The following is a 23,420-nucleotide window of genomic DNA, read 5'->3' on the forward strand; positions in this document are numbered from 1 at the left end:
GGGCTCGATCCAGTGGATCGAGCCCGGCCGCTTGGTTTTTCGAGCCAGGGCCCGGACATCGCCCGGCCCGGGGCGGCGGCGTTCTACTTGAACGGGCCGATGCCGGTCAGCGGGTTGCCGCCGTGCAGGTAGACATAGACCAGGATGGCCGCGGCCACCGCGGCGACGAAGGCGGCCAGCGAACCCAGGAACGGGCGGGTGGACCAGGCCCGGTTGCGGTCGAGCGAGTAGCGGCCGGGGCCGGTGAGGATGAGCGCGGTGGTGATGCCGACCAGGATCGAGTCGATCTCGACCGAGTTGGTCTTGGCGGAGTACTGGAAACCGGGAACCATGCCCTGCTTCCACATCCACCCGTCCAGGATCACCGCGAGCAGCGCGCCCGCGGCCAGCGGCGTGGCCAGGCCGAGCACGACCAGCACGCCACCGCCGAGCTCGCCCGCGATGAGCATGGGCACGGCCAGGTCGACATGCTTCCAGCCGCCGCCCTCCATGGAGGTCTTGATGCCGTCGAGGCCGGGTCCGTGGAACCAGCCGAAGGCCTTCTGCAGACCGTGGTAGAGAAAGGTGCCGCCGATGACCAAGCGCAGCAACAGCAGTCCGAGGTCCGCGGTGCCGCGGCGGTCGTCGCGGCGGCGGCGGCCGTTGTTCTCCGGGGGCGCGGCGGGCGCCGGGGGGATGCTGGCGAAGGAATAGGTCGGGGACGGCTCGGCGGTGGTGCCGTTGGCCGCGCCCGGGATGGCGTTCTTGACCTGCGAGTAGAGCGGGACGTCCAGATCGAGGCCGAGTTCCTCGTCGGTGCGCGGCAGGCTCCGTTCGGTGCCGTGGCCGACCTGCTGCGGCGTGATCTTCTCGGTCGCCTGGCCGGGCTGCTCGGTGGCCTGCCCGGGCGGGCCGGGCGGCGACGAGATCGGCTCCGTGGTCTGCGGGCCGGACGGGGCGGCGAACTGCTCGGTCGGCGAGTCGAAGGGGCTGCGGACCGGTGCACCGGCCGGGCGCGGAGCTGCGGGCGTGGTGTCGCCCGCCGCGGCGGACGGCTCGTTCGGCTTGTTCGTCACCCGGGCCAGAGTATTAGCCGCAACCGCCCGGCACCCCGCAGAACGCGGGCGTGTCCGCTGTCCGATTCGTGCCACCGCGCGGTGTCGGACTCGGCGGCGGGCTCGCGCCACACCCGGGTGAGGATTCAGAACACACCCGGGTGCGGGTTCCGGGCGCGGCACGGCGAATATTTGCCCCACCCCGTCCGAGCGGTGGCGGCAGGTTTTCCGTAACGTCTCCACCATGAGTGTGGTTGCCGCTGGCCGGGTACGGGTGGGTACGCGGAGGGTCCGGGTGGGCGCGGGACGGGCCGTCCTGGGTGTGACGCTCGGCGCCGTGCTGCTGTCCGGTTGCGCGCGCTTCGACGATCGCGCCTCCAGCCCGTTCACCACCGAGCCGACCTGGCAGGACGCCGAGCCCAAGACCACCACCCCGAAGACGCCGCCGACCAATGCCAAGCGTCCGGATCTGCCGTGCGTGGATCCCGATCTGGCCGTGGTGGTCTCGTGCCTGGACACCACCGGGGGCCTGGTGGCGCTGCCGGACGGCGGCAGCGCGCTGGTGGCCGAACGGACCACCGGACGCATCCTGAAGGTGATCGCCACCGATGAGGGTGAGCCGCCGGCACCGGTCGAGGTGGCACGCCTCGACGTGGATCCGTCCGGCGACGGCGGTGTCACCGGGCTGGCGCTCTCGCCCACCTTCGGCGAGGACGGCCTGATCTACGCGTATGTGACGACGCCCAGCGACAACCGGGTGGTGCGCATCTCCACCGACGGCGGCGCGCCCAAGCCGATCCTGACCGGAATCCCGAAGGGCGCCAACGGCAATCGCGGCTCCATCGACTTCTCGTCGCACGATCGCATGCTCGTCCTCACCGGCGACGCGGGCAACCCGGCCCTGGCCGGTGACACCGGCTCGCTGGCCGGGAAGCTGCTGAGCGTCAACTCCCCCGCGCCCGGTGCGGCCGCCGAGGTGCTGGTGTCCGGAATCGGGGTCGCGGGCGGCGTGTGCTCGGACGGCAAGGGTTCGATCTGGTTCACCGACCGCACGGCCACCGAGGACCGTCTGCAGCGGGTCGGGGCGGACGGTGTGGCGGTGAAGGCGTGGACCTGGCCCGATCACCCGGGTGTCGCGGGCTGCGCGGCGGCCACGGACGCGGTCGCGATCTCCATGACCAATCAGAAGGCGCTGGCCGTCGCCACGGCCGACAAGAACACGCACGCGGTGACGGCCGCGCCCTCGCTGCTGGCGCAGGACAAGTACGGGCGGCTCGACGGTGCGGCGATCGGCGGTGACGGCAATATCTGGGTCGGCACCGTGAACAAGCCCGACGGCAATCCGAACCAGTACGACGATCGCGTGGTGCGGATCCCGCCGCCGCGCGGCGGTGAGGGCAACGGTCCGGACTAGCCACCCGGCTCACATCGCGGCGCACAGCTCACGCTGTGCGCCGCGACGCATGTCCGGCTCGGGTTCGCGGCTCAGGCGCGCGCGGCCTGTTCGACCGGCATCTGCAGTTCGATGACCCATTCGGCGGAGGCGGGATCGCCGGGGGCGTCGAGGTAGACCTCGCGGATGGGAGCGCAAGGGGCGTAACCGTTCTCGTCGGCCCAGCGGCCCATGGCCTCGAACGACACGCACAGTTCCGACAGCTTGCCTCGGTGGGCGAGGGTGGCGGCGTGGGTGATCGCGGGCAGTTCACGCAGCTCGAACGGGACGCCGGGGGTGGCGGTGCCCGCGACCTGGTGGGCGACGTGGACGCGCAGACCCGCTTCCAGCTCTTCGTAATACACGACCGGCGCGCCGGTGATGGTGAGCCCGGCCTCCGGGATCGACTTCCCCAGCCGCTCGTAGAGCCGTTGGATGATCGGGCCGACCGCGGCCTCACCGGATTCGGCCGCCACATCGCTCATTTCGGCGACGAGCGTGGGGGCCAGGGATTTCACGACGATTTCCTGCTCGGGCATGACACCCTCCCTTTCGATACGCAGGAGCCTCGCCTCGACGGACTGCAGTCGCGCGGTGTCCGCGGCCACCTGGGTGGCCAGCTGGGCGCGACGCAGTTGCAGCATGCCGTGCAACCGTTCCGCGGACAGCTGACCGTCGAGCATCTCGGCCACCTGTTGCAGGGTGAAGCCGAGATCCTTCAACGCGACGATGCGGTTGAGCCGGGCGAGCTGATCGGCCGTGTAGAACCGATAGCCCGAACAGGGATCGACCTCGGACGGCGGTAACAGCCCGATCTCGTCGTAGTGGCGCAGCATTCGCACCGACACCGATCCGAACCTGGCGAAGTCTCCGATACTGAACATGACTCCTCCAGGCTCGGGCCTCACACGGTGTGAGGGTCAAGCTCATGATGGCTCAGCAGGCTCGGGGCGCGCGGCTGGTGCCGCGCGCCCCGAAGACGAGAGTTCGGTGGGTGGGGTCCACCAGGCGGCTCGCGAGGTCAGCTGCGCGCCACCGATTGTTGCCTCGGCTGGATCAGCCTTCGACTCCGCAGGCGGCGAGGACCAGTTCGCGGACGCGGGCGGCGTCGGCCTGGCCGCGGGTGGCCTTCATGACGTCGCCGACGACCTTGCCGGCGGCCTGGACCTTGCCGGAGCGGATCTTCTCGGCGATGTCGGGGTTGGCGGCGAGGGCCTTCTCGACCTCGGCCTGCAGGGCGGAGTCGTCGGAGACCATGCCCAGGCCCTTGGCCTCGACGATGGCGGCGGGTTCGCCCTCGCCGGCGAGGACGAAGTCGACGACCTGCTTGGCGACCTTGTTGTTGATGGTCTTGGCCTCGACCAGCCCGGCCACCTCGGCGACCTGCTTCGGGGTGATGGGCAGGTCCTCCAGCGAAACCTGGCTCTCCTTGGCCTTTTCGGTGAGGTAGGCGACCCACCAGGAGCGCGCGGCGTCGACCGAGGCGCCGGCGTCGACGGTCGCGATGATCAGGTCCAGCGCGCCGGCATTGACCAGGTCGCGGAACACCTCGTCGGACAGACCCCAGTCGGACTGGATGCGGGCGCGGCGCAGCCACGGGTACTCGGGGATGGTGCCGCGCAGTTCCTCGACCCAGGCGGCGTCGGGCGCGATGGGCTCGAGGTCGGGCTCGGGGAAGTAGCGGTAGTCCTCGGCGGTCTCCTTGATGCGGCCGGGCGAGGTGGTGCCGTCGGTCTCGTGGAAGTGGCGGGTCTCCATGAGGATCTCGCCGCCGGCGGCCAGCACCGCGGCCTGGCGCCGCATCTCGAAGCGCACCGCGACCTCGACGCTCTTGAGCGAGTTGACGTTCTTGGTCTCGGTGCGGGTGCCGAATTCCTTGGCGCCCTTGGGCATCAGCGACACGTTGGCGTCGCAGCGCAGCGAGCCCTGCTCCATCTTCACGTCGGACACGTCGAGGGACTTGAGCACCTCGCGCAGCGCGGTCACGTACGCCCGCGCCACCTCGGGGGCGCGCTCGCCCGCGCCCTCGACGGTCTTGGTGACGATCTCGATCAGCGGCACGCCCGCGCGGTTGTAGTCGAGCAGCGAGTGCGACGCGCCGTGGATGCGGCCGGTGGCGCCACCGACGTGCAGCGACTTGCCGGTGTCCTCCTCCATGTGCGCACGCTCGATCTCGACGCGGAAGACGGCGCCGTCATCGAGCACCACGTCCAGGTAGCCGTTGGTGGCGATCGGCTCGTCGTACTGGCTGATCTGGTAGTTCTTCGGCTGGTCCGGGTAGAAGTAGTTCTTGCGCGCGAACCGGCCCCACGGGGTGATGGAGCAGTTCAGCGCGAGCCCGATCCGGATCGCGGCCTCGACGGCCTTCTCGTTCACCACCGGCAGCGAGCCCGGCAGGCCCAGGCACACGGGGCACACCTGGGTGTTGGGCTCGGCGCCGAATTCGGTCGGGCAGCCGCAGAACATCTTGGTCGCGGTGCCCAGCTCGACGTGTACTTCCATGCCGAGCACCGGGTCGTACCGGTCGATGACATCGGAGTAGTCCATCAAGTCCACGGTCGCTGCGCTCATGCGCTCCATCCTATTTACCCGCCGATCAGTCCACGGCGATGGCCTCCACGATGGGCATCCGGGCGGCGCGCAAGGCGGGCGGAATCGCCCCGAGCAGGGCCAGTCCGAGCGCGATGATCGCGTACGCCACCAGCAGTGGGCTGGGACGATAGGCGATATCCATGGAGATGGCGTGCCCGAGCGCGACGGTCGCCAGATAGTGCACGCCCGATCCGATCACCAGTCCCAGGGCCGCGCCGGTCAATCCGATGCCCGCGGCCTCGGTGAGCACGGTGCGCAGCAGGAAGCGGCGGCTGGTGCCCATGGCCCGCAGCACACCCAGTTCGCGGCGGCGTTCCAGCACCGACAGCATCAGGGTGTTGAGCAGGGCGATGGTGGCGACCAGTACCACGATCCAGAGGATGGCGGAGCTGATCGCCGTGCCCTGCTGGACGCTCGACGAGATCGCGTCCACCGCTTGCCGTCCGGTGCTGACGTGGATGTCGGCGGGCACGGCGGCGCGGACGGCGGCCATCACCGCGGCGTGGTCCGCGCCGGGCGCGAAGTCGATGCCGATGATGGTCTCGCCGGGCCGCTGATACCACTGCTGCATCACTCCGAGGTCGAGTACGACCACCCCGGCGATGGCGGAGAAGTAGGGCACCACCCGCAGTACCCGCACCCGATGTTCCCCGGAGGGGGTGGGCAGCGTCAGTTCGGAGCCCTGCTCGACGCCGAGGGAGCGGGCCACGTCGCGGGAGATGACGATGCCCTCGCCCGCGGCCATGCGCGCCTGCTCGCTCTTGCTCACCGAGTCCAGTGCCGAGGTCCGCGCGACGCCGTCCTCGTAGCCCTGCAGCATGACGCGGCCGCGGCCCAGGGTCGCGAAAGCCATTTGCGCCGAACCGACGCCGCCGACGCCGGGGATGGCGGCCAGCTTCGCCTTCAGGTCGGCGGGCAGCAGCGGCCCGGTGGGGAACTGTTCCATGGCGGTCGGGCTGACGAACACGTCGGTGCGGCCCAGGCCCTGGAAGCTGTCGGTGGCGGCGCTGACCATATTGCGGCTGGCATTGCCCATGGCGACGATGGCGGTGATGCCGATCATGACCGTCATGACGGTGGCCCACACGCGGCGCGGCGCGCGTTCGATGGTGGTGGCGCCCAAGGCTCCGGGCGCGCCGAAGAGTCCGGCCACCGCGGCGACGGCGCGCACGATGGGTCCGGTGGCGGCGAAGCACAGCACCACCGATCCGGCGATCGACAGCGAGATCGCGCCGATGGAGTAGCGGCCCAGATCCAGTTCGGCCACCGCGATGGCGCCGCCCACCATGGCCAGGCCGAGGGCGGCCGCGGACCAGCGCAGCAGCGGGCTCACCCGGTCGGCCGTGCCGACGCCGATCGGTGCCAGCGCCTCGATGGGCGCGACCTTGTACACCTGCCGCGCCGCCAGGGCCGCGGCCGCGACGCTGGCCAGCACGCAGGCCGCGATCGCCACCGGCACCGCGTACCCGGGCACCTCGTATTCGGTGCGCGATTCCACGGAGTTCACGATCGCGGCGGGCAGCTGATGAATCGCGGTGCGGCCCATGAAGATTCCGATGACCGCGCCGATCAGGCCGCCCACCAGGCCGAGCAGCGCCGCCTCGGTGAGCAGGTCGCGCACCATGGGCCCGCCCTTGCCGCCCATGGCCCGCAGCAGCGACAGGGTCGGGCGGCGTTGCGCCACCGCCATGCTCATGGCGTTGTAGATGAGGAAGGTCGACACGATCAGCGCCGCCGCCGAGGAGGCGAGGGTGGAGAAGCGCACCAGCATGATCGCCCCGCCCGCCTGCGCGGCGCGCAGGTCCGGATCGGCGACCACGGCCCGGCCCGCGACCACCTTGGTCAGGTCCGAACGCAGTTGTCCGGCATCGGTTTTCGGGGCGGGCACGATCTGCACCGAGTCGATGTGCCCGGTCCGGCCGGTGATCTTCTGCGCCACCGGCAGCAGCGCGAACACGATGTGGCCGCCGTTGAGTTTGGCGGCGGTGGCATCGTCGATGACGCCGGCGACCGTGGCGGTCACCGTGCCGAGCTGGAACCGCTCGCCCTCGCCGTGCCCCAGGGCGGAGCCGACCAGCACGCCGTTGGGGACCGTGAGCAGTTTGCCCGCCTGGTCTTTCAGCGTCCCGCCGAGATCGCTGCCGAGCCCGGCGATGGACTGGTCGACACCGATCAGCAGCGCCCGCTCGTCGTCGGCCCCGATGGACTGGCGCAGCATCGGCGCGGCCGTCTCGACGCCGGGCACGGTCCGGATCTGTTGCAGCAGTGACTGATCGAAGCCCGCGTCGGTGATGCCGCTGACCTCGAGCTCGGCCTTGCCGCCGAGGCTGTGGGTGAGTTTGTCCACCGAACCGGTGATGGATCCGGAGATGCTGAAGACCGAGACCAGCAGTCCGGCGGAGACTCCCATCACCACCATGGCCATGATGGTGCGGGCGCGGTGGGCGAGCAGCTCACCGATATTGAACAGCCATAGGCGGTCCCAGGCGGCGCGGATCATGCGCGCACCGCCCCGGCGCCGTTCACGGCAGCACCGTTCACGTCGGGTTCGGACGCCTCGTGGCCGGCCTCGGGGACCGTCCGGACCTCCCCGTCATCCCCCCGCTCGACCCGGTCGATGGACCCGATCCGCCCGTCGCGCAGGTTGATCACCCGGTCGCAGTACCGCACCGCCCCCAGGTCGTGGGTGACCATGACCACCGAGTTCCCCGCCTCGGTGATGTCGGCGAGCAATCGCAGGATCGAGGCCCCGGTCTTGGAGTCCAGGTTGCCGGTGGGCTCGTCGGCGAGGATGAGCGGCGGGTCCATGATCAGCGCCCGCGCCACCGCCACGCGCTGCATCTGCCCGCCGGACAGTTCCCCGGGCCGGTGGTCGGCGCGTTCGCCGAGCCCGACCAGGTCGAGCAGTTCCAGGGCGCGCGGCTTGGCCTTGCGCAATCCGGTGCCGTCCAGCAGTTTCGGGATGGCGACGTTCTCCCACGCGGTGAGCGTGGGCAGCAGGTTGAAGAACTGGAAGATGAAACCGACACGGTGCCGCCGGAATTCGGACTGCGCGTCGTCGTCGAGGTCGCCGATCTCCTTGTCCTGGAAGCGAATCGACCCGGAGTCCGGGGAGTCCAGCGCGCCCAGCAGGTGCAGCATGGTGCTCTTGCCGGACCCGGAGGGCCCGATGATCGCGGTGAACTCCCCCGCCCCGATCCGCAGGCTGACGCCGTCCAGAGCGCGCACGGCCTGCTCACCCACCCGGTATTCCTTGGTGACGTCGGTCAATTCCAGCATGGTCTACCCCTCGAAGATCAGTGCCATCGGTATGGTGCGGTCAGCCGGCCAGCGCGCGCAGGCGTGGTCGGCGATGGTACAGGTGATCGGTGTCCCAGGCATCCAGCAGCGCGCGCAGCGCGGGCTGCTCGGCGCGGAGTTCGGCGTACGCCTCCTGCGCCAGAATGCCCTTCTCCATTGCGTTTTCGAGCTTCACGGTCAGGTGGTTCTCCCACCGGTTCCGCAGCGCCAGCAGCACTCCGTCGGGTCCGCCGAAGAGCCGGTCCAGGTCCGGCAGGTCGTGAAAGAGCGTGGGGTCGACGGGATTTCGCGCGAAGTCGTGGCGCTCCGCCCGGTCCAGGACGGTGTGCAGAATGTCGGTGCGAGCGTGAAAATCTGCCCAGGACATGACGCCAACCTCTCGTTGAACGCCCACTGGTGGCGGGCGTGTCGGCTGTTGTCCCCAAACTACGAGCGGTCCGCCGCCCTGTCGTCGTGCCGCGGACGCGACTTGACCTCCTACCCCGGTAGGAGACGAGCCCCTGCCGCCGGACGATGTACGCCGTCTGATTCGACGGATAGCCTTGCAGAATGAACGTGACCAGCGCCACCCCCGCCGCCCTGGGGCAGGAGTTGCTGGAGGGACTGCGCCGCGCCGGCGTGGGGTTCCGGCGCTTCCTGCGCAATCCGTTCGCCGACTATCAGCGCTGGGTGGAGTCGACGGGGTTCGACTACCCCGCCTCGATGGCCATCCTGGTGGATTCGATGATGTGCACGATCGCGATCGTGGCCTTCGGCCAGCGCGTGGCGGCCGGGTATTTCCCCGGCGTCGTCGCGGTGGTGGCGCTGATGCTCATCTGCCTGACCGGTCCGCCGTGCATCATCCTGGACTTCAAGCCGCGGCCCGTGCTGCTCGCCACGCTGACCGTGGCCGCGGCCGCGCTGTTCCTGGCGCAGCCGGTCCCGTTGGACGTCGCGCCGCTGGTCCTGATCATCATCGCCGGTGAGATCGCGGCCATCACCGGCCCGGCGGTGAGCGTGCCGGTCGCCCTGGTCATGTTCGCCGAGCTCATGTTCTTCGAATCGATCGGGCATATCGAGGGGTTCACCTGGTTCGCGCTGGGCATCCTGTTCGCCTGGTTCACCGGCCAGCTGCTCAACTATCAGCGTCGCTACCTGTATCAGGAGCGCGACTATCAGGACATCCGCGCGCAGGCGGCGGCCGACGAGGAGCGCCGCCGCATCGCCCGCGAGGTGCACGACGTGATCGCGCATTCGCTGAGCATCACGCTGTTGCACGTGACGGCCGCCCGGCACGCCTTGCAGACCGACCGGGACGTGGACGAGGCCATCGACGCGCTGTCCGACGCCGAACGGCTGGGCCGCCAGGCCATGGCCGATATCCGGCGCACGGTCGGCCTGCTCGGCGACCGGCCCGCCACGCTCGCGCCGGAACCGGATCTCGACGACATCGACGAGCTGGTGTCGGATTTCGTGCGCGCCGGGGTGACGGTCGACTATCGCCTCGAGGGCGACCGGTCCGCGGTGACCGCCGGGGTGGGCCTGGCCATGTACCGGATCTGCCAGGAGTCGCTGGCCAATGTCGCCAAGCACGCCCCGGGCGAGCGGGCGCGGCTGCGAATCCTCTTGCACCCCAAGCACATCGACATCACGGTGACCAATACGCTGGCGGCCGGGGCGGCCCCGCGAGCCGGGAACGGCATGGGCATCTCCGGAATGCGGCAGCGGGTCGCGCCGCTGGCCGGGCGGCTCACCGCGGGGCCGGACGACGACGGCTGGCGGGTGTCGGCGCACATTCCGCTGACCGGGACCGTGCCCTGCGGTTTCACCGCCGCCGACGACCACCTGCAGTCGCTGCTGCAACCGCTGTTCCGCAAGACCGCCCAGGAGGGTTTGTGACCGACCGCTCGGACGAGGACCTGATCGGCGTCCTCGTCGTCGACGACCAGGAGCTGGTCCGCGGCGGGCTCCGCCGGATCCTGCGCCGCCGAGACGGATTCGCGGTGAGCGAATGCTCCGACGGGGATGAGGTGCCCGCCGCGGTCGCCGCCCACCGCCCCGATCTGGTCCTGATGGACCTGCGGATGAAGCGGATCGGCGGCATCGAGGCCACCCGCACCCTGCGCGGCGCCCCCGGCGCGCCCCCGGTGCTGGTGCTGACCACCTTCGACGACGACCAGCTGCTGTCCGGCGCGCTGCGCGCGGGCGCGGCCGGGTTCCTGCTCAAGGACTCCCCCGCCGAGGACCTGATCCGCGCGGTGCGCACGGTCGCGGGCGGCGGCTCGTGGCTGGACCCGACCGTCACCCCGCGTGTCCTGAATACCTACCGTTCGGCGCGTCCCACCCCGGCGGCCGCCGGCAATCGTCTCTCCGAGCTCACGGTTCGCGAGCTCGAGGTGCTCGAACTCATCGGCAGAGGCCGGGTCAACACGGAGATCGCGACCACGCTCGGCATCTCGGAAGTAACGGTGAAGAGCCATGTGGGACATATCTTCGGGAAGCTTGGGTTACGCGACCGCTCCGCGGCCATCGTCTTTGCGTTTGACCACGGCGTAGTCGCACCGGGAGAATCCACCTCTTAGAGGGGTGGGTCGCGGGTCCTCGTCTGCTTCCCTCCCAAGAGTGTGGAGGTTTGACGGGGTGGATGCGCCATCGCGGGCCGGGAGCAGGTTCGGGCCGTACGAGTTGCGCTCGCTGCTCGGCAAGGGCGGCATGGGCGAGGTCTACGAGGCCTACGACACGTCCAAGGATCGGGTCGTCGCGCTCAAACTGCTGCCCGCCGAGCTCGCCAAAGACCCGTCCTACCAGGAGCGTTTCCGGCGCGAGTCGCAGGCGGCGGCCCGGCTGGCGGAGCCGCACATCATCCCCATCCACGACTGGGGCGAGATCGACGGCGTGCTCTACATCGACATGCGCCTGGTGCGCGGTCGCGATCTGCGCTCGCTGCTGGACGCTTCGGGGTCGCTGCCGCCGCTGCGGGTGATCGGGATCGTCGAGCAGGTGGCGGCCGCGCTGGACGCCGCGCACTACTCGGGGCTGGTGCACCGCGATGTGAAACCCGCCAACATCCTTGTGACTGATGCAGATTTCGCATATCTCGCGGATTTCGGCATCGCGCGCGCCGAGGGCGACTCCACCATCACCATGACCGGCACGGCGGTGGGCTCCTACGCCTACATGGCCCCCGAGCGGTTCGACGCCGGCCCGGTCTCCGGTCGCGCCGACATCTACTCGCTGGGCTGCGTGCTGCACGAATGCCTCACCGGCGCCAAGCCGTTCCCGGCCGACAACATGAGCGTGCTGATCCGCTCGCATCTGTCCGAGGCGCCGCCCCCGACCAGCATGCTGCGCGAGGGGATTCCGCCCGCCCTGGACGCGGTGATCGCCAAGGCGCTCGCCAAGGACCCGAACCACCGCTTCTTCACCGCGGGCGAATTCGCTCGGGCCGCCCGCGCCGCGCTGGCCGGTCAGGGCCTGCCCCCGAATCCGCCGGGCGCCGGAGCCCCGGGCGCGCCGGGGCAGCCGGCGCGGCCCGGCCGGACCGTGCCGCCCGGGCCGCCGGTCGGCGCGCCCCCGACCACCGTGCTGCCGACCGGCGGTCCGGCCGGTCCCGCGACGACCCTGCTGCCGGGCGGGACCCCGCCCGCCCGCAACACCGATCCGACTGTGCGGCAACCCAATCCCGGCCGCCCGAACACCACGTCGATCCCGGCGTATATCACCGGCTCCTTCCCGGCGGCCGAGGATCCCTCGCCGTCGAGCGATCTGCCGATCATCACGCCCTCGGACCCGACCCGGGTGCGGGTCAGCGACTTCCACTACACGCCGCTGCCGCCGGACGCCCAGCAGCAGGCGGTGTGGGGTCACGCGCAGGCGCAGCAGCGGGAATTCCCGTACGCGCCCGCGCCGGATCCCTCGCTGTATCCGACCTCCGAGCACGCCATCGTGCAGCCCGAGCCGCGGGAGCCGGGGCGGCGGCGCAAGAAGTCGGTGGCGGCGCCGGTGTCGATCGCCGTGCTGGTGGTGGCGCTGGTCGCGATCGCCGGTGCGATCGGCTGGCAAGTCCTCGACCGCTCCGGCAACGAAACACCCATAACGACGGCAGCACAGGGGGTTCCGGGTACCACGCCTGCGCACTCGCAGCAGCAGACGAGCCCGGTCGCGCCCACCACGACATCCGACGCGGTCCAGCTGCCGGCGGGTGCTACGCCGTGTCCACCGACGTATGCGGCGCTCGGCGGCTTCGCCAATTCCGCGATCGGAAACACGGTCACGTCTTGTCCTTTCGCGGAGGCGGTGCGCCGGTCTTATGCCGATACGGCTACAGGCCGGCCGGGGTCGCCGGTTACTGTGGTGGCAGTGAGTCCGGTGACCGGCCGGTCTTACACGATGAACTGCACGGCCGCAGGCAAATTGGTGACCTGCGCCGGTGGTGAGAACGCGGTGGTGTATGTCTACTGATCCGATTCCGGCCTGTTGCAAGGGTTTTGTGCGCGGGCTGGCGGTCGCGGCCGTCCTGGCCGTGTCCGGGTGTGGTGTGAATGTCGGTGCGGTGCACCATTCTTCGGCGCAGGCCGATGACATCAAGCCGGTGGGCGACAGCTCGAAGCTGCAGTCCCCCACGCTGATCGCGCCCGAATTGCCCGAACTGTTCGGTTTACCGAAAACCCTCGCGTTCGCAGCGGATTTCGCCGATCTGAAGGCCGGCATGGAAGGCCGGATCGGCCTCGCGGTGATGCCGGTCGGCGGCGGCGACATGACCCAGCTCGGTGACTGGACCACCGGCATCGCCTGGTCCACCATCAAGGTGCCGCTGGCCTTGGCCGCACTGCGCAACGACCCCACCGGTATGCGCTCCACCGCCGAGGCCGCCATCACCTTCTCCGACAACGATGCGGCGCAGACGCTGTGGACCTCGCTGGGCACCGGCAGCCAGGCCGCCGAGGCGGTCGAGTCGATCCTGCGCGAGGCCGGCGACACCGTCACCGATGTGGCCGCCCGCCACACCAAACTGGCCGCGCTGGAATCGGATGATCTGCTCGCCTTCGGCGCGACCGACTGGTCGCTGGCCGACCAGGTGCACTTCGCCTCCCGGCTGCCCTGCCTGCCGCGCGCCAATTCCGTTGTCTCGCTGATGAGTGAGATCACCCCCAGCCAGAGCTGGGGCCTGGGCCGGCTGATCGGCGCGGAATTCAAGGGCGGCTGGGGTCCCGACGACGACACCGGCAAGTACACCGTCCGCCAGTTCGGGCTGGTCCCGACGCTGAACGGACCGGTGGCGGTGGCGCTGGCGGCCGAACCCGATTCGGGCAGTTTCGATGACGCCACCGACATGATGGACAAGCTGGCGCTGCTGGTCGGCGACCACCTGCCCGACCTGCACGGCGGACTCTGCTCGCACTGACCCGTCGGGACCGTGAGAATCCCTGAGATTGACGGGGTTCAGGTGCGTCCGCTAGGAACAGGGAACGCGCCGGACGCCGGGGCAGATGGAGGTTGGACGGGTGCACGCACCGATGTCACGCGGACGGCGACTCGCCCGGACCGCCGGTCGCGGCACCCTGGTGTTGCTGCTCGGCGCCTTGACGGCCTGCACCAGCAAACCCGTCCTGGTACCCGACAAAACGAGCACCGCCGCGACGCCCGGTGCCACCGTCCCCGCCACCGCGGTCGCCTTGCCGGGCACGCTGGCCTGGGATTTCGTCAATGAGCTGAAGCCGTCGCTGTCGGGCAAGGTGGGGCTGGCCATCGTGCCGGTCGGCAGCGATCGCCCGGTGGCACTGGGCGATTGGAGCTCGGGGCCGGGCTGGTCGACCATGAAGGTGCCGCTCTCCCTGGCCGCGCTGCGCAAGAGCGCCTCCAACCAGACGGCCGCGATCAATGCCATCGAGTACTCCGACAACAGCGCGGCCGACACGCTCTGGCAGGCGCTCGGCTCGCCCGATGTCGCCGCCCAGACCGTCCAGGACGTGCTACGCGAGGGTGGCGACACCGACACCACGGTGCCCGCCACCCGCACCCGATCCGACTACTCGGCGTTCGGGCAGGCCGACTGGTCGCTGGCCAATCAGGTGAAATTCGCGGCCAAACTGCCCTGTCTGCCCGAATCCGACGCGGTCACCTCCTTGATGAGCAAGATCGGTCCCGGTCAGCGCTGGGGCCTGGGCACGCTGGACGGGGCCGAGTTCAAGGGCGGCTGGGGCCCCGACACCAGCGGGAACTACCTGGTCAGGCAGCTGGGCCTGATTCCCACCGCGGGCGGGCAGATCGCCATCGCGATTGCCACCCAGCCCAATTCGGGCTCCTTCGACGACGGCACCGTCATTCTCACCAAGGTCGCCACCCTGATCGGCAAGCACCTCGACGAGCTGCGGGGCGGCGTCTGCGCGGCCGGCTGACGGCCCGGCAGAACCGCCGCGAACCGTAACCGGCGGTTCACGGGGGTGCGACCCACGAACCACCGATCGCAGGGCAAGATGGGGTCCATGCGCATCGGAGTCTTGACCGGAGGCGGAGACTGCCCAGGCCTGAATGCCGTGATCCGTGCCGTCGTTCGCACCGCGAACGGCCGCTGGGGGGATGCCATCGTGGGATTCCAGGACGGCTGGCGCGGACTACTCGAGGATCGCAAGATCCAGATCCTCAACAATGACCGCACCGACCGGCTGCTCACCAAGGGCGGCACCATGCTCGGCACCGCGCGCACCAATCCGGACGTGCTGCGCGCCGGACTCCCCCGCATCAAGCAGACCCTCGACGACAACGGCATCGACGCGCTCATCCCCATCGGCGGCGAGGGCACCCTGACCGCCGCCTCCTGGCTGGCCGACGAGGGCGTGCCCGTGGTGGGCGTGCCCAAGACCATCGACAACGACATCGACTGCACCGACACCACCTTCGGCCACGACACCGCGGTCGCCATCGCCACCGAGGCCATCGACCGGCTGCACACCACCGCCGAATCCCACCAGCGCGTCATGCTGGTGGAGGTGATGGGCCGGCACGCGGGCTGGATCGCCATCAACTCCGGCATCGCCGCCGGCGCCCACCTCACCCTGGTGCCCGAGGTGCCGTTCGACGTGGACGAGGTCTGCGCCATGGTGAAACGGCGCTTCCAGCGCGGGGATTCGCACTTCATCTGCGTGGTCGCCGAGGGCGCGCACCCCGATCCGCAGTCCATGACGCTGCGCGACGGCGGCATCGACGAATTCGGGCATGTCCGGTTCACCGGGGTCGCCCAGCAGCTGGCGCCGGAGATCGAGCGGCGCATCGGCAAGGAGGTCCGGGTGACCGTGCTCGGGCACGTGCAGCGCGGCGGTACGCCGACGCCGTACGACCGGGTGCTGGCCACGCGATTCGGCGTGCACGCGGCGGAAGCCGTGCACGCCGGGCAATTCGGGCAGATGGTGGCGTTGCACGGCACCGAGATCGAGCTCGTGCCGCTGTCGGAGGCCACCAAGCAGCTGAAGCTGGTGCCGCAGGACCGGTATCGGGAGGCCGCCGCCTTCTTCGGCTGAGCCGGAACAGCTCTCACGGCCCTCGCACGCCACCGTGCGAGGGCCGTTCCGCATGCCGGGGAGAACCGCTCAGTCGTCGCGGTGCTGGGCGTAGTGGCGGGCGGCGCGGGCGCGATTACCGCAGGCCACCGAGCACCACTCCTGGCGCGGATGGGATTTCACGAAGTAGCGCACGCAGCGCGGGGCGGGGCAGACGCGGATCTGCTCGGCCTGCGGTCCCCCGAAGAACTCGATGACGGCGTCGGCCAATCCGGCCTTGACCGTGTCCAGTTCGGTCTCGGTCAGCAGCCGGTATTCGAGACGCTGCCCCTCGCTGTCCCATTCGAGTAGCCGCAGCGCGGGTGCGGCGGCGTGATTGACCGCGGCCAGCGACTCCGGGAAGGCCGGCAGCACGGTGGCGTCGGCGGAGCTGGGCGGGTGCGGCGCAACGTATTCCGCGAACAGCGCGCGCACCTGCTGACGCAGCTCCACCAGGGCGGCGCGGTCGTCCTCGGTGGGCAGGTAGGCCTCGAGGTCCACGTACATGGCGACGTTCGCGGCATTCGCGACCAGCCATTCCCGGGTGGATTCAGCGGTGCCGAAGGCATCGGTCAGACCGCGGCTGGTGGCGCGGATGGTGTTCGCCAAACGAAGTGCCAAGGGATCGACCATGACTCGATTCTAACGGGTATTGATTTCGGAAGCCATGATGTTCTAACGTGTGAACGCACGATCTTCCGTTAGAAAGTTGAGGACGTCATGATCACTCCGATCGAGCACGCACCCCTGCTGGACGAGGTCCGCAAGCGCATGGGCCGGGTGCCGAACATGACCAAGGTGATGGCGAACGCGCCCGTGGTACTGGAGGGTTACCTCGGGCTGTCCGGCGCGCTGAAGAAGGGCACGCTGCCCGCCCCGACCTCCGAGCGCATCGCGCTCACCGTCGGCGCGGCCAATGACTGCGGATACTGCGTCGCCGCGCACACCTTCACCGGCAAGCGGGTCGCCAAACTCGGCACCGAGGAGATCGAGGCCGCCAAGCAGGGCACCTCGGCGGATCCGAAGGAGGCCGCGGCCGTCGCCTTCGCCCGCGAGCTGACCGAGAGCCGCGGCAAGGCCGATCCGGCCGCCGCGCTGGCCGCGGGCTGGACCCAGGAGCAGGTGCTCGAGATCGTGGCCCTGGTCGCCCTGCAGACCCTGACCAACTACGTCAACAAGGTCGGCGAGACCGAAAACGACTGGCCCGCCGCGTAATTCGTCTCATACCGAAGGACCACACCCATGAACGGCGTCAAGTCCCCCAGCCTGATCGACGCGCAGGTGCTGCGCGCCCTGCTGCACAACGGCATCGTGGTCCGCGCGGTCGCGCTGGCCGTGGCCACCATCGTGCTGCTCGCCATCCACCACCCCACCTGGGTGCCCTACGCGGTCAGCGGCTACGCCATCTGGAATGCCGCCGCGGTCACCCTCAACTCCGCCCGCGCCGCCGCGCGCGCCGCCTGAGCGCGGCCGAGAACGGCTCGCGCGCAATCTCATCGATCGAATCGCCCCGCGGCCACGGCGGTGGTGAAACGATCCCAATCCGCCGGCGGGAAGACCAGCGCCGGACCACCGGGATGCTTGCTGTCCCGCACCCCGACACCGCCGGCCAGGAACGCGATCTCCACGCATTCCTTGGCACCGGTGCTGCGGGCGCTCTTGAACCATCGGACGCCGGGTTCGACGATCACGTCGCGTACTCCTTCGCCGCCCGCCGCAGGAGGTCGCGGCTGGTCGCCTCGTCCAGCGCGGCGCGCTGAATCGCGTGGTAGGCCTCGCGGTATCGGTCGACCGCGGCCTGCTTCTCCAGATAGAGGTCGCCGAGAAAGTTCTCCAGGTAGACGACCGTGGGTTCGACCGGCCGGTTGCCCGCGTCATGGCCGAAATCCAGGATCACGAACGGGCCCACGGTGTGGCCGATCGGCACCCCCGCCGAGAAGGGTAGAACACGAACAGCGATCGTCGGCAGCGTCGACATGTCGGCCAGCCGCCGCAGCTGCGCCGCCATCACCTGCGGACCGCCCACCACGCGTCGTAGTGCGGTTTCGTGGACCACCACCGCGAAGGACGCGGGACTTCGCTTGCGCGTCAAGAGGCTTTGACGACGGGTCTTCAACTGCACCCGGCGATCCAGTTGGTCGCTTGCAGCATCCGGCCAGTAATCAGTGATCAACACCCGCGCGTACTCGGCGGTCTGCAGCAGGCCGGGCACCAGGTCGGGCTGGTAGGAGATGAGGCCGCGGGCCGAAGCCTCCAGGCCCACATACACATTGAATCCCTCGGGTATCAGATCGTCGTACTCGTGCCACCACGACTTGACGCCGGCCTGTTGCGCGAGGCCGGTCAGGGCGGAGAGGAATTCGTCGTCGAAGTCGTAGATCCGGCACAATTCGCGGACGTCGAGAACCCGGATCTTCTCCGCGTTTCCGGTTTCCAGACGCTGCAGCTTGGATTCGCTCCACTCCATCAGCGCGGCGGCCTCGGCAATCGTCAGATTGCACTGCATCCGGCCTTCCCGCAGGTACCTCCCCAGCTGCCGGCGCGGCAAAGTCGAACCATGATCGGACATCGAATCCTCCCCCACGAAGGCTGTTTTCGGTCACTGCGAATGATGCTCCCACGCGATATGAATGCTGACCTGGAGCTTTCGGAAAGTTTCTCACCGCGGGCGGGCGGCGATTGCCGGTTCGCCGAAACGGTGCTGGACTGGAGTCGCGCCCGGTGAGAACCGGAGCCCTGATATCTCTGGACCCACTCGTCCCCGAGCCGGGCGCACCCAATCCCCCTCGTACCGACCCCCGAGCCCGGGTGCGACAAGGACCCGATTGCGGTGTGGCGCGCAAGGAATCTCGATAGGCTGGTGAGGGCCCGGCGCACAGCGCCGCACGCCGAGCGCCAGCGCCGGACCGCGATTTGTCCAGCCCCCTGCGCTGACCCGGTGGACACCATGATGTATCTGTTCGACTGCACGATGGACCCCGGCGACCTGGGCCTGCCTCAGGCCCATCAGGCCATGCAGATCCACAAGTTCTGCACCGTGGACAACTGCCTGGTCCGCCGTCGAGCCCGCCAAATCCTCGTCGACAAAGGGCAAATGGTCCTCGGCGACCGCGCCCGATATCCCCGCTCCTGAAACGTCCCGGCCGCCTAGCCCGACACCACCACGACGGCCACGGCCACCAGCAGCACCAGCGTCAGCACCGCGAGTCCCAGTACCACCAACGCGGTCGCCTGCGAGGCTCCCAGCCGCTGCCCGACCGCCGGAATCGCCGGCGGCCGCACCGGCCCGACCCCGAACGGCGGCGGACCATACCCCTGCTGCCCCGGCATCCCCACCGGCCCGGACGCCGCCCTGTCGACGGTGCCACTCGAAACCGGCTCGGCCACAACGAATTCCGTAGCGGGCGCGGCCCGCACCGCGTTCCCGGCCGCCCGGCTCACATCGGCGGGGACGAAGGCTCCCGAATCGGGATGGCGAGACATCTCGCCGGATTCGCCGTCGCCAGCACCCGACGCGCCGTCGCCCTCACCCTCGCGGGGAACCGACTCGTCCACGGGCGCAGCACCGCCCAGCGGCTCACCGGCCCGGGTCACCGCGTCGCCGCCCGGCGATTCGGAGTCCTCGACGGCATCCGCCGGTGAATTCTCCGTCCCCGCCCCGAGATCCGACGTTCCGGACGGTTCCGACGCAGACTCGGCGACGCCGCTCCCGTCGGCCGATGCCGCGACCGGCACCGCCGGTTCAGCGGCCTCCACCGGCGGGGCCGCCGAAACCACCGGCTGCGCAACGACATCGGTCGGCCGCTGCCACACCTCATCCCCCGACGGCTGCGGCCGATACCTCGGCGCCGACCCGACCTGATCGGCCACCCCCGCGGGCTGCACACGGTCCGCTTCCGGTGATGCCGGGGGGACCGGCGCCCCGCTACCCGGTGGGGCGGGCGCGGGATACGCGGCGGGCCCGGCCGAGGATGGCGGCGGTACCGGATAGGCCGGTCCCACCGGGGGCGGGAGAACCGGCTGGCCGGACTGGGGTTGCGGGGCCGGGTAATGGGGAGCCGCGGCCGGTTGCGGAGAGTTCGGCGCGACCGGCTGGGGCGCCGGATAGTTGGACGCGACCAGCGGGGGCTGGGCGTTGGAAGGCGGCGCGGGGTAGGGCTGCTGGTTCGGGGGGACCGCCGGGGGCGGGTAGGCGGCGGGTGGGGCCTGGTACGGCGGGGCGGGGTAGGGCTGGGCGTAGTTCGGTTGGGGGGCGGGCGGGTTGGGGTAGACGGGGTGCTGGGCCGGGGGGCCGGACAGGGCCCGGCGGGCGGCCTTGGCGAAGTCGGTGCAGGTGGGGAAGCGGTCGGCGGGGCGTTTGGCCATGGCCTTGGTGAGGACGGCGTCCATCGCCGGGGACAGGCCGGGGCGGCGCAGGCTGACCGGAGGCGGGAGCAGCTGGAGGTGGCCGCGGATCAGTTCGCCGGGGTGGGGGGAATCGAAGGGGCCCGCGCCGATCAGCAGCCAGTACAGGGCACAGGCCAGGGAGTACTGGTCGGTGGTGGGGTCGAGGTGGGCGCCGGTCATCTGTTCGGGCGAGGCGTAGGCCAGGGTGGCGGTGAACATGCCCGCCTGGGTCAGGTGGGTGGAGTCCTCGCGCAGGCGGGCGATGCCGAAGTCGGTGAGGAAGACGCGTTCGCCGTGCCCGCCGACCGCGCGGGCCAGAATGATGTTGGCGGGCTTCACATCCCGGTGCAGGACGCCCATGCCGTGCGCGTAGTCCAGGGCGTCGGCGACGCCCTCGATCACCTGCACCGCGCGCTCGGGGGGCAGCGTGGCCACGTTCACGCCCGCCGCGTCCACCCCGTCCACGTACTGCATGGAGATCCACAGCATCTCGTTCTCGGTGCCGCGGTCGTACACTTCGACGATATTGGGGTGGTCCAGCCGCGCGACCAGATCCGCTTCGCGCTCGAATCGGGCGCGGATCTCGGTGTCCGCGTACAGTTCGCGGTTCAGCAGCTTCAGGGCCGTCAGCTTGCCCAGGCGCGGATGCCGGGCCAGATACACCGAGCCCATCCCGCCCTGACCGAGCAGTCGTTCGATGGTGAACCCGGCGAACACGTCACCGCCATTCAGCACTGTCCACGACCCCCTTCCGGTGACGTACAAATCCGTGAGCCTACCCGCCGAAACGATGTCCGGGCAGGTCAGCCGGGGGTCACCAGTCCGGATTCGTAGGCCAGCACCACCGCCTGCGCTCGGTCGCGCAGGTTCAGTTTGGTGAACACCTTCGATACGTGCGTCTTCACGGTTTGTTCCGCCACGAACAGGCTTTCGGCGATCTCGGCGTTGGACATGCCGCGCGCCACCAGTTCCAGCACCTCCCGCTCGCGCGGGGTGAGCACCGACAGCTGCGGGGCGGGTGCGCGCCGGGCGCGGCGGCTGGTGACGTCGGCGATGAGCCGGCGCGTCACGGTGGGCGCGAGCAGCGCGTCCCCGGCGGCCACCACCCGCACCGCGCGCACCAGTTCCTCGGCGGGCGCGTCCTTGAGCAGGAAGCCGCTGGCGCCGATGCCGAGGGCCTCGTACACATAGTCGTCGATATCGAAGGTGGTGAGCATGAGCACCCGCACCGGCGGATCGAATCCGGCGGCGAGAATCACCTTGGCCGCGTCGAGCCCGTTCATCTCGGGCATGCGCACGTCCATCAGCACCACGTCCGGCCGCAGCCGTTTCGCTTCGGCCACAGCGGTTTTCCCGTCCGGGGCGTCACCGATCACGCTGATGTCCGGCTGCGCGGCCAGCAATGCCCCGAATCCCTGCCGCACCATCGCCTGGTCGTCGGCGATCAACACGGTTATCGCCACAGTCCCACCTCACGCACGCCACCGAGTTTGCCATGCCGGGGCCGGAACAGCCGTCGCGAAGACAACTTCGGACCCCGGCGGGTAGGGACTACAGCGTGACGGGCGTGCGGGCGGTCAGCGGCAGCCGAGCGTGGACCTCGAACCCGCCGTCGGGCCGCGGCCCGGCGGTCAGCACGCCGCCGACCGCCGCCGCACGGGTCTGCATGCCCGCGATACCGGAGCCCGCCGAGGCCGAGTGGTCGCCGGCGCGCACCGCGATGGGACGATCATTGCCGACGGTCAGGGTGAGTTCGTGCGTGCACGCGATCCCCACCCGCACCGCCGCCCCCGGCGCGTGCCGCGAGGCATTGGCCAGCGACTCCTGCACGATCCGGTACAGCGCCAGCCCGGTGGTCTCCGGCACCGCGCCGAGCTCGCCGTCGACGGTCCAGGTGAGCGGCACCCCGGCCCGTTGCGCGCCCTCCAGCAGGCCCGGCAGGTCGGCGGCCGAGGGCTGCGGCGCGTGCTCGGGCAGCTGCCCGTCGCTGCGCAGCACGCCCAGCATGCCGCGAATCTCGTTGAGCGCGGCCCGCGCACCCGTCCCGATGGATTCGAACTCCGCGCGGGCCTCGGCCGAGAGCCCCTCGATCCGGTAGGGCGCGGTCTGCGCCTGCACCACCACCATCGACATGTGGTGGGCCACCACGTCGTGCAGGTCGCGGGCGATACGCGCCTTCTCCTCCAGGATCGCGCGCCGGGCCCGCTCCAGCTCGGTCTCCTCCTCCGACTTCAGCAGCGCCTGCCGCGACACCACCACCCATCGGATGAGCAGGCCGAACGCCACCAGCCCGGTGATGGCCAGCGGCCAGCCGAAACCGGCCTCCGCGAAACTGTCGCCGGTCTGGGCCATGGCGGTGGCGAACAGCAGCGAGGTCGACAGCCACACCACCCCCACGATCCGGATGGGCGCGCGCACCGCCACCGCGAACACCAGGGCGAACAGCACCAGAATGTGCACCACCTGGAACGGGATGGCGTTGCCCGGCTGATGCGGCACCGCCAGCGCGATCAGCAGCGCCGACCCGGCCGAAACCGCCCACCCCAGCTGCGGATTCACCCGCGTCAGCAGAATCGGGAACGCCGCGAAGCCGGCGATGAACGGCGCGGCCGCCGCCGGCACCTTGTGCGTCAGATGCAGCGTCGGCCACGCGACCGCGATGAAGATGACCGCGAGCAGCACCGTGAACCCGTCGAACCACTGCCGCGCCCGCGCCACCCGGGCCTGCCCTGACAACTTTCCACCCATGCCATCGACGGTAGAGACTTCGCGCACCCCGCACCTCATACCCCTGAGTGATCTCCCACCCCCTACCCCGGTACGACACCGGCGCGACTGTCCCCCACACCGCCCACCCCGCAACCGCCCCACAGGCTGACGCCCTGGTCGGAGGCCGATTCCTAGCGTCGATCCCCATGAGAGCGTTCCCGGATTCCCGCAGGATCTCGCCCCGTTCCACCCCCGTCGAGCAGTCATCGAGTGCTACGGCCCGGCCCCCGGCAGGTCTCCGCCGGGGTGTGCCGCGCGGCGAAGCACGGCCGGCAGGGGCGTTCGGGGCCGACGAGCCGGGCCGCGGGGGCGGGGCATTGCTGGCCGGACTACGCCGTTACAGCGCGCTCGCGGGCGCCGCCACGGTGGCGTGCACCGTCGGCGTGGCATTCG

General features: G+C 70.3%; 23 protein-coding genes. 11 read left to right on the plus strand and 12 right to left on the minus strand.

Going from position 1 to position 23,420, the window contains the following annotated elements:
* Window positions 1-83: 83 nt before the first annotated feature.
* A complete protein-coding gene (locus ACWELJ_RS25010) occupies window positions 84-1,055 on the minus strand; it encodes a DoxX family protein (protein ID WP_452368564.1) in 972 nt (323 codons plus the stop codon).
* 223 nt (window positions 1,056-1,278) lie between these two features.
* Between ACWELJ_RS25010 and ACWELJ_RS25015 the strand changes: the two genes are divergently transcribed.
* Window positions 1,279-2,448 carry a PQQ-dependent sugar dehydrogenase gene (locus ACWELJ_RS25015; RefSeq protein ID WP_452368565.1) on the plus strand — a complete coding sequence of 390 codons (1,170 nt, stop codon included), beginning with the start codon at window positions 1,279-1,281 and terminating at the stop codon, window positions 2,446-2,448.
* Between the two features lie 71 nt (window positions 2,449-2,519).
* Here ACWELJ_RS25015 and ACWELJ_RS25020 read toward each other — a convergent pair whose 3' ends face one another.
* From ACWELJ_RS25020 to ACWELJ_RS25040, 5 genes are all read right to left on the minus strand, one after another.
* Window positions 2,520-3,350: a MerR family transcriptional regulator gene (locus tag ACWELJ_RS25020; protein WP_452368566.1), complete on the minus strand. Its 831-nt coding sequence runs from the start codon at window positions 3,348-3,350 to the stop codon at window positions 2,520-2,522.
* 172 nt (window positions 3,351-3,522) lie between these two features.
* Window positions 3,523-5,037 (minus strand): Asp-tRNA(Asn)/Glu-tRNA(Gln) amidotransferase subunit GatB, encoded by a 1,515-nt coding sequence (gene gatB / locus ACWELJ_RS25025; protein WP_452368567.1) that lies wholly within the window; start codon window positions 5,035-5,037, stop codon window positions 3,523-3,525.
* Window positions 5,038-5,062: 25 nt separating this feature from the next.
* Window positions 5,063-7,558, minus strand: coding sequence for an FtsX-like permease family protein (locus tag ACWELJ_RS25030; RefSeq protein WP_452368568.1), 2,496 nt, complete (start codon window positions 7,556-7,558; stop codon window positions 5,063-5,065).
* Complete coding sequence (locus ACWELJ_RS25035; RefSeq protein WP_452368569.1) at window positions 7,555-8,337, minus strand: ABC transporter ATP-binding protein; 783 nt, start codon at window positions 8,335-8,337, stop codon at window positions 7,555-7,557. The genes ACWELJ_RS25030 and ACWELJ_RS25035 overlap by 4 nt, the downstream gene beginning before the upstream one ends.
* A gap of 40 nt (window positions 8,338-8,377) precedes the next feature.
* A complete protein-coding gene (locus ACWELJ_RS25040) occupies window positions 8,378-8,725 on the minus strand; it encodes a hypothetical protein (RefSeq protein WP_452368570.1) in 348 nt (115 codons plus the stop codon).
* A gap of 182 nt (window positions 8,726-8,907) precedes the next feature.
* Between ACWELJ_RS25040 and ACWELJ_RS25045 the strand changes: the two genes are divergently transcribed.
* The 6 genes from ACWELJ_RS25045 to ACWELJ_RS25070 all read left to right on the plus strand — a co-directional run bounded on the left by ACWELJ_RS25045 (window position 8,908) and on the right by ACWELJ_RS25070 (window position 15,854).
* Complete coding sequence (locus ACWELJ_RS25045; RefSeq protein WP_452368571.1) at window positions 8,908-10,236, plus strand: sensor histidine kinase; 1,329 nt, start codon at window positions 8,908-8,910, stop codon at window positions 10,234-10,236.
* On the plus strand, window positions 10,233-10,919 hold the full coding sequence (locus ACWELJ_RS25050) for a response regulator transcription factor (RefSeq protein ID WP_452368572.1): 687 nt from the start codon (window positions 10,233-10,235) through the stop codon (window positions 10,917-10,919). The genes ACWELJ_RS25045 and ACWELJ_RS25050 overlap by 4 nt, the downstream gene beginning before the upstream one ends.
* Window positions 10,920-10,977: 58 nt before the next feature.
* Window positions 10,978-12,798 carry a protein kinase domain-containing protein gene (locus tag ACWELJ_RS25055; RefSeq protein WP_452368573.1) on the plus strand — a complete coding sequence of 607 codons (1,821 nt, stop codon included), beginning with the start codon at window positions 10,978-10,980 and terminating at the stop codon, window positions 12,796-12,798.
* A gap of 91 nt (window positions 12,799-12,889) precedes the next feature.
* Window positions 12,890-13,741 carry a hypothetical protein gene (locus ACWELJ_RS25060; RefSeq protein WP_452368574.1) on the plus strand — a complete coding sequence of 284 codons (852 nt, stop codon included), beginning with the start codon at window positions 12,890-12,892 and terminating at the stop codon, window positions 13,739-13,741.
* A 100-nt stretch (window positions 13,742-13,841) separates the two neighbouring features.
* A complete protein-coding gene (locus ACWELJ_RS25065; protein WP_452368575.1) occupies window positions 13,842-14,735 on the plus strand; it encodes a hypothetical protein in 894 nt (297 codons plus the stop codon).
* A gap of 87 nt (window positions 14,736-14,822) precedes the next feature.
* On the plus strand, window positions 14,823-15,854 hold the full coding sequence (locus tag ACWELJ_RS25070; protein ID WP_452368576.1) for an ATP-dependent 6-phosphofructokinase: 1,032 nt from the start codon (window positions 14,823-14,825) through the stop codon (window positions 15,852-15,854).
* Window positions 15,855-15,923: 69 nt separating this feature from the next.
* Here ACWELJ_RS25070 and ACWELJ_RS25075 read toward each other — a convergent pair whose 3' ends face one another.
* The gene (locus tag ACWELJ_RS25075) at window positions 15,924-16,505 is read right to left on the minus strand and encodes a CGNR zinc finger domain-containing protein (protein WP_452368577.1); all 582 of its coding nucleotides are present in this window, start codon (window positions 16,503-16,505) and stop codon (window positions 15,924-15,926) included.
* An 87-nt stretch (window positions 16,506-16,592) separates the two neighbouring features.
* Between ACWELJ_RS25075 and ACWELJ_RS25080 the strand changes: the two genes are divergently transcribed.
* Window positions 16,593-17,087 carry a carboxymuconolactone decarboxylase family protein gene (locus ACWELJ_RS25080; protein WP_452368578.1) on the plus strand — a complete coding sequence of 165 codons (495 nt, stop codon included), beginning with the start codon at window positions 16,593-16,595 and terminating at the stop codon, window positions 17,085-17,087.
* A 27-nt stretch (window positions 17,088-17,114) separates the two neighbouring features.
* Complete coding sequence (locus ACWELJ_RS25085) at window positions 17,115-17,336, plus strand: hypothetical protein (RefSeq protein ID WP_452368579.1); 222 nt, start codon at window positions 17,115-17,117, stop codon at window positions 17,334-17,336.
* A gap of 29 nt (window positions 17,337-17,365) precedes the next feature.
* Here the strand turns inward: ACWELJ_RS25085 and ACWELJ_RS25090 are convergent, their stop codons facing one another.
* Together ACWELJ_RS25090 and ACWELJ_RS25095 are read right to left on the minus strand one after the other, a co-directional pair.
* On the minus strand, window positions 17,366-17,563 hold the full coding sequence (locus ACWELJ_RS25090; RefSeq protein WP_452368580.1) for a DUF397 domain-containing protein: 198 nt from the start codon (window positions 17,561-17,563) through the stop codon (window positions 17,366-17,368).
* Window positions 17,560-18,441 (minus strand): helix-turn-helix domain-containing protein, encoded by an 882-nt coding sequence (locus tag ACWELJ_RS25095; protein ID WP_452368581.1) that lies wholly within the window; start codon window positions 18,439-18,441, stop codon window positions 17,560-17,562. The genes ACWELJ_RS25090 and ACWELJ_RS25095 overlap by 4 nt, the downstream gene beginning before the upstream one ends.
* 369 nt (window positions 18,442-18,810) lie before the next feature.
* Here ACWELJ_RS25095 and ACWELJ_RS25100 point away from each other — a divergent pair, with 369 nt between their 5' ends.
* Window positions 18,811-19,005 carry a hypothetical protein gene (locus tag ACWELJ_RS25100; RefSeq protein WP_452368582.1) on the plus strand — a complete coding sequence of 65 codons (195 nt, stop codon included), beginning with the start codon at window positions 18,811-18,813 and terminating at the stop codon, window positions 19,003-19,005.
* 14 nt (window positions 19,006-19,019) lie between these two features.
* On the opposite strand, the gene ACWELJ_RS25105 is transcribed toward ACWELJ_RS25100, so the two are convergent.
* From ACWELJ_RS25105 to ACWELJ_RS25115, 3 genes are all read right to left on the minus strand, one after another.
* Entirely contained in the window at window positions 19,020-20,993 is a 1,974-nt protein-coding gene (locus ACWELJ_RS25105; protein ID WP_452368583.1) for a protein kinase domain-containing protein, read from the minus strand.
* A gap of 68 nt (window positions 20,994-21,061) precedes the next feature.
* On the minus strand, window positions 21,062-21,721 hold the full coding sequence (locus tag ACWELJ_RS25110) for a response regulator (protein WP_452368584.1): 660 nt from the start codon (window positions 21,719-21,721) through the stop codon (window positions 21,062-21,064).
* Window positions 21,722-21,809: 88 nt separating this feature from the next.
* Window positions 21,810-23,006 (minus strand): sensor histidine kinase, encoded by a 1,197-nt coding sequence (locus ACWELJ_RS25115; protein ID WP_452368585.1) that lies wholly within the window; start codon window positions 23,004-23,006, stop codon window positions 21,810-21,812.
* A gap of 167 nt (window positions 23,007-23,173) precedes the next feature.
* Between ACWELJ_RS25115 and ACWELJ_RS25120 the strand changes: the two genes are divergently transcribed.
* Window positions 23,174-23,420: hypothetical protein (locus ACWELJ_RS25120; RefSeq protein WP_452368586.1), on the plus strand; the 247-nt coding region annotated here is incomplete at its 3' end.

Source organism: Nocardia sp. NPDC004582, from assembly GCF_053602115.1.

Excerpts from the sequence above, each read along its gene's own strand:
- ACWELJ_RS25015 (WP_452368565.1), top strand. The coding sequence starts at position 1,279 with ATGAGTGTGGTTGCCGCTGGCCGGGTACGGGTGGGTACGCGGAGGGTC.
- ACWELJ_RS25020 (WP_452368566.1), bottom strand. The coding sequence starts at position 3,350 with ATGTTCAGTATCGGAGACTTCGCCAGGTTCGGATCGGTGTCGGTGCGA.
- gatB (WP_452368567.1), bottom strand. The coding sequence starts at position 5,037 with ATGAGCGCAGCGACCGTGGACTTGATGGACTACTCCGATGTCATCGAC.
- ACWELJ_RS25030 (WP_452368568.1), bottom strand. The coding sequence starts at position 7,558 with ATGATCCGCGCCGCCTGGGACCGCCTATGGCTGTTCAATATCGGTGAG.
- ACWELJ_RS25035 (WP_452368569.1), bottom strand. The coding sequence starts at position 8,337 with ATGCTGGAATTGACCGACGTCACCAAGGAATACCGGGTGGGTGAGCAG.
- ACWELJ_RS25040 (WP_452368570.1), bottom strand. The coding sequence starts at position 8,725 with ATGTCCTGGGCAGATTTTCACGCTCGCACCGACATTCTGCACACCGTC.
- ACWELJ_RS25045 (WP_452368571.1), top strand. The coding sequence starts at position 8,908 with ATGAACGTGACCAGCGCCACCCCCGCCGCCCTGGGGCAGGAGTTGCTG.
- ACWELJ_RS25070 (WP_452368576.1), top strand. The coding sequence starts at position 14,823 with ATGCGCATCGGAGTCTTGACCGGAGGCGGAGACTGCCCAGGCCTGAAT.
- ACWELJ_RS25075 (WP_452368577.1), bottom strand. The coding sequence starts at position 16,505 with ATGGTCGATCCCTTGGCACTTCGTTTGGCGAACACCATCCGCGCCACC.
- ACWELJ_RS25080 (WP_452368578.1), top strand. The coding sequence starts at position 16,593 with ATGATCACTCCGATCGAGCACGCACCCCTGCTGGACGAGGTCCGCAAG.
- ACWELJ_RS25085 (WP_452368579.1), top strand. The coding sequence starts at position 17,115 with ATGAACGGCGTCAAGTCCCCCAGCCTGATCGACGCGCAGGTGCTGCGC.
- ACWELJ_RS25095 (WP_452368581.1), bottom strand. The coding sequence starts at position 18,441 with ATGTCCGATCATGGTTCGACTTTGCCGCGCCGGCAGCTGGGGAGGTAC.
- ACWELJ_RS25115 (WP_452368585.1), bottom strand. The coding sequence starts at position 23,006 with ATGGGTGGAAAGTTGTCAGGGCAGGCCCGGGTGGCGCGGGCGCGGCAG.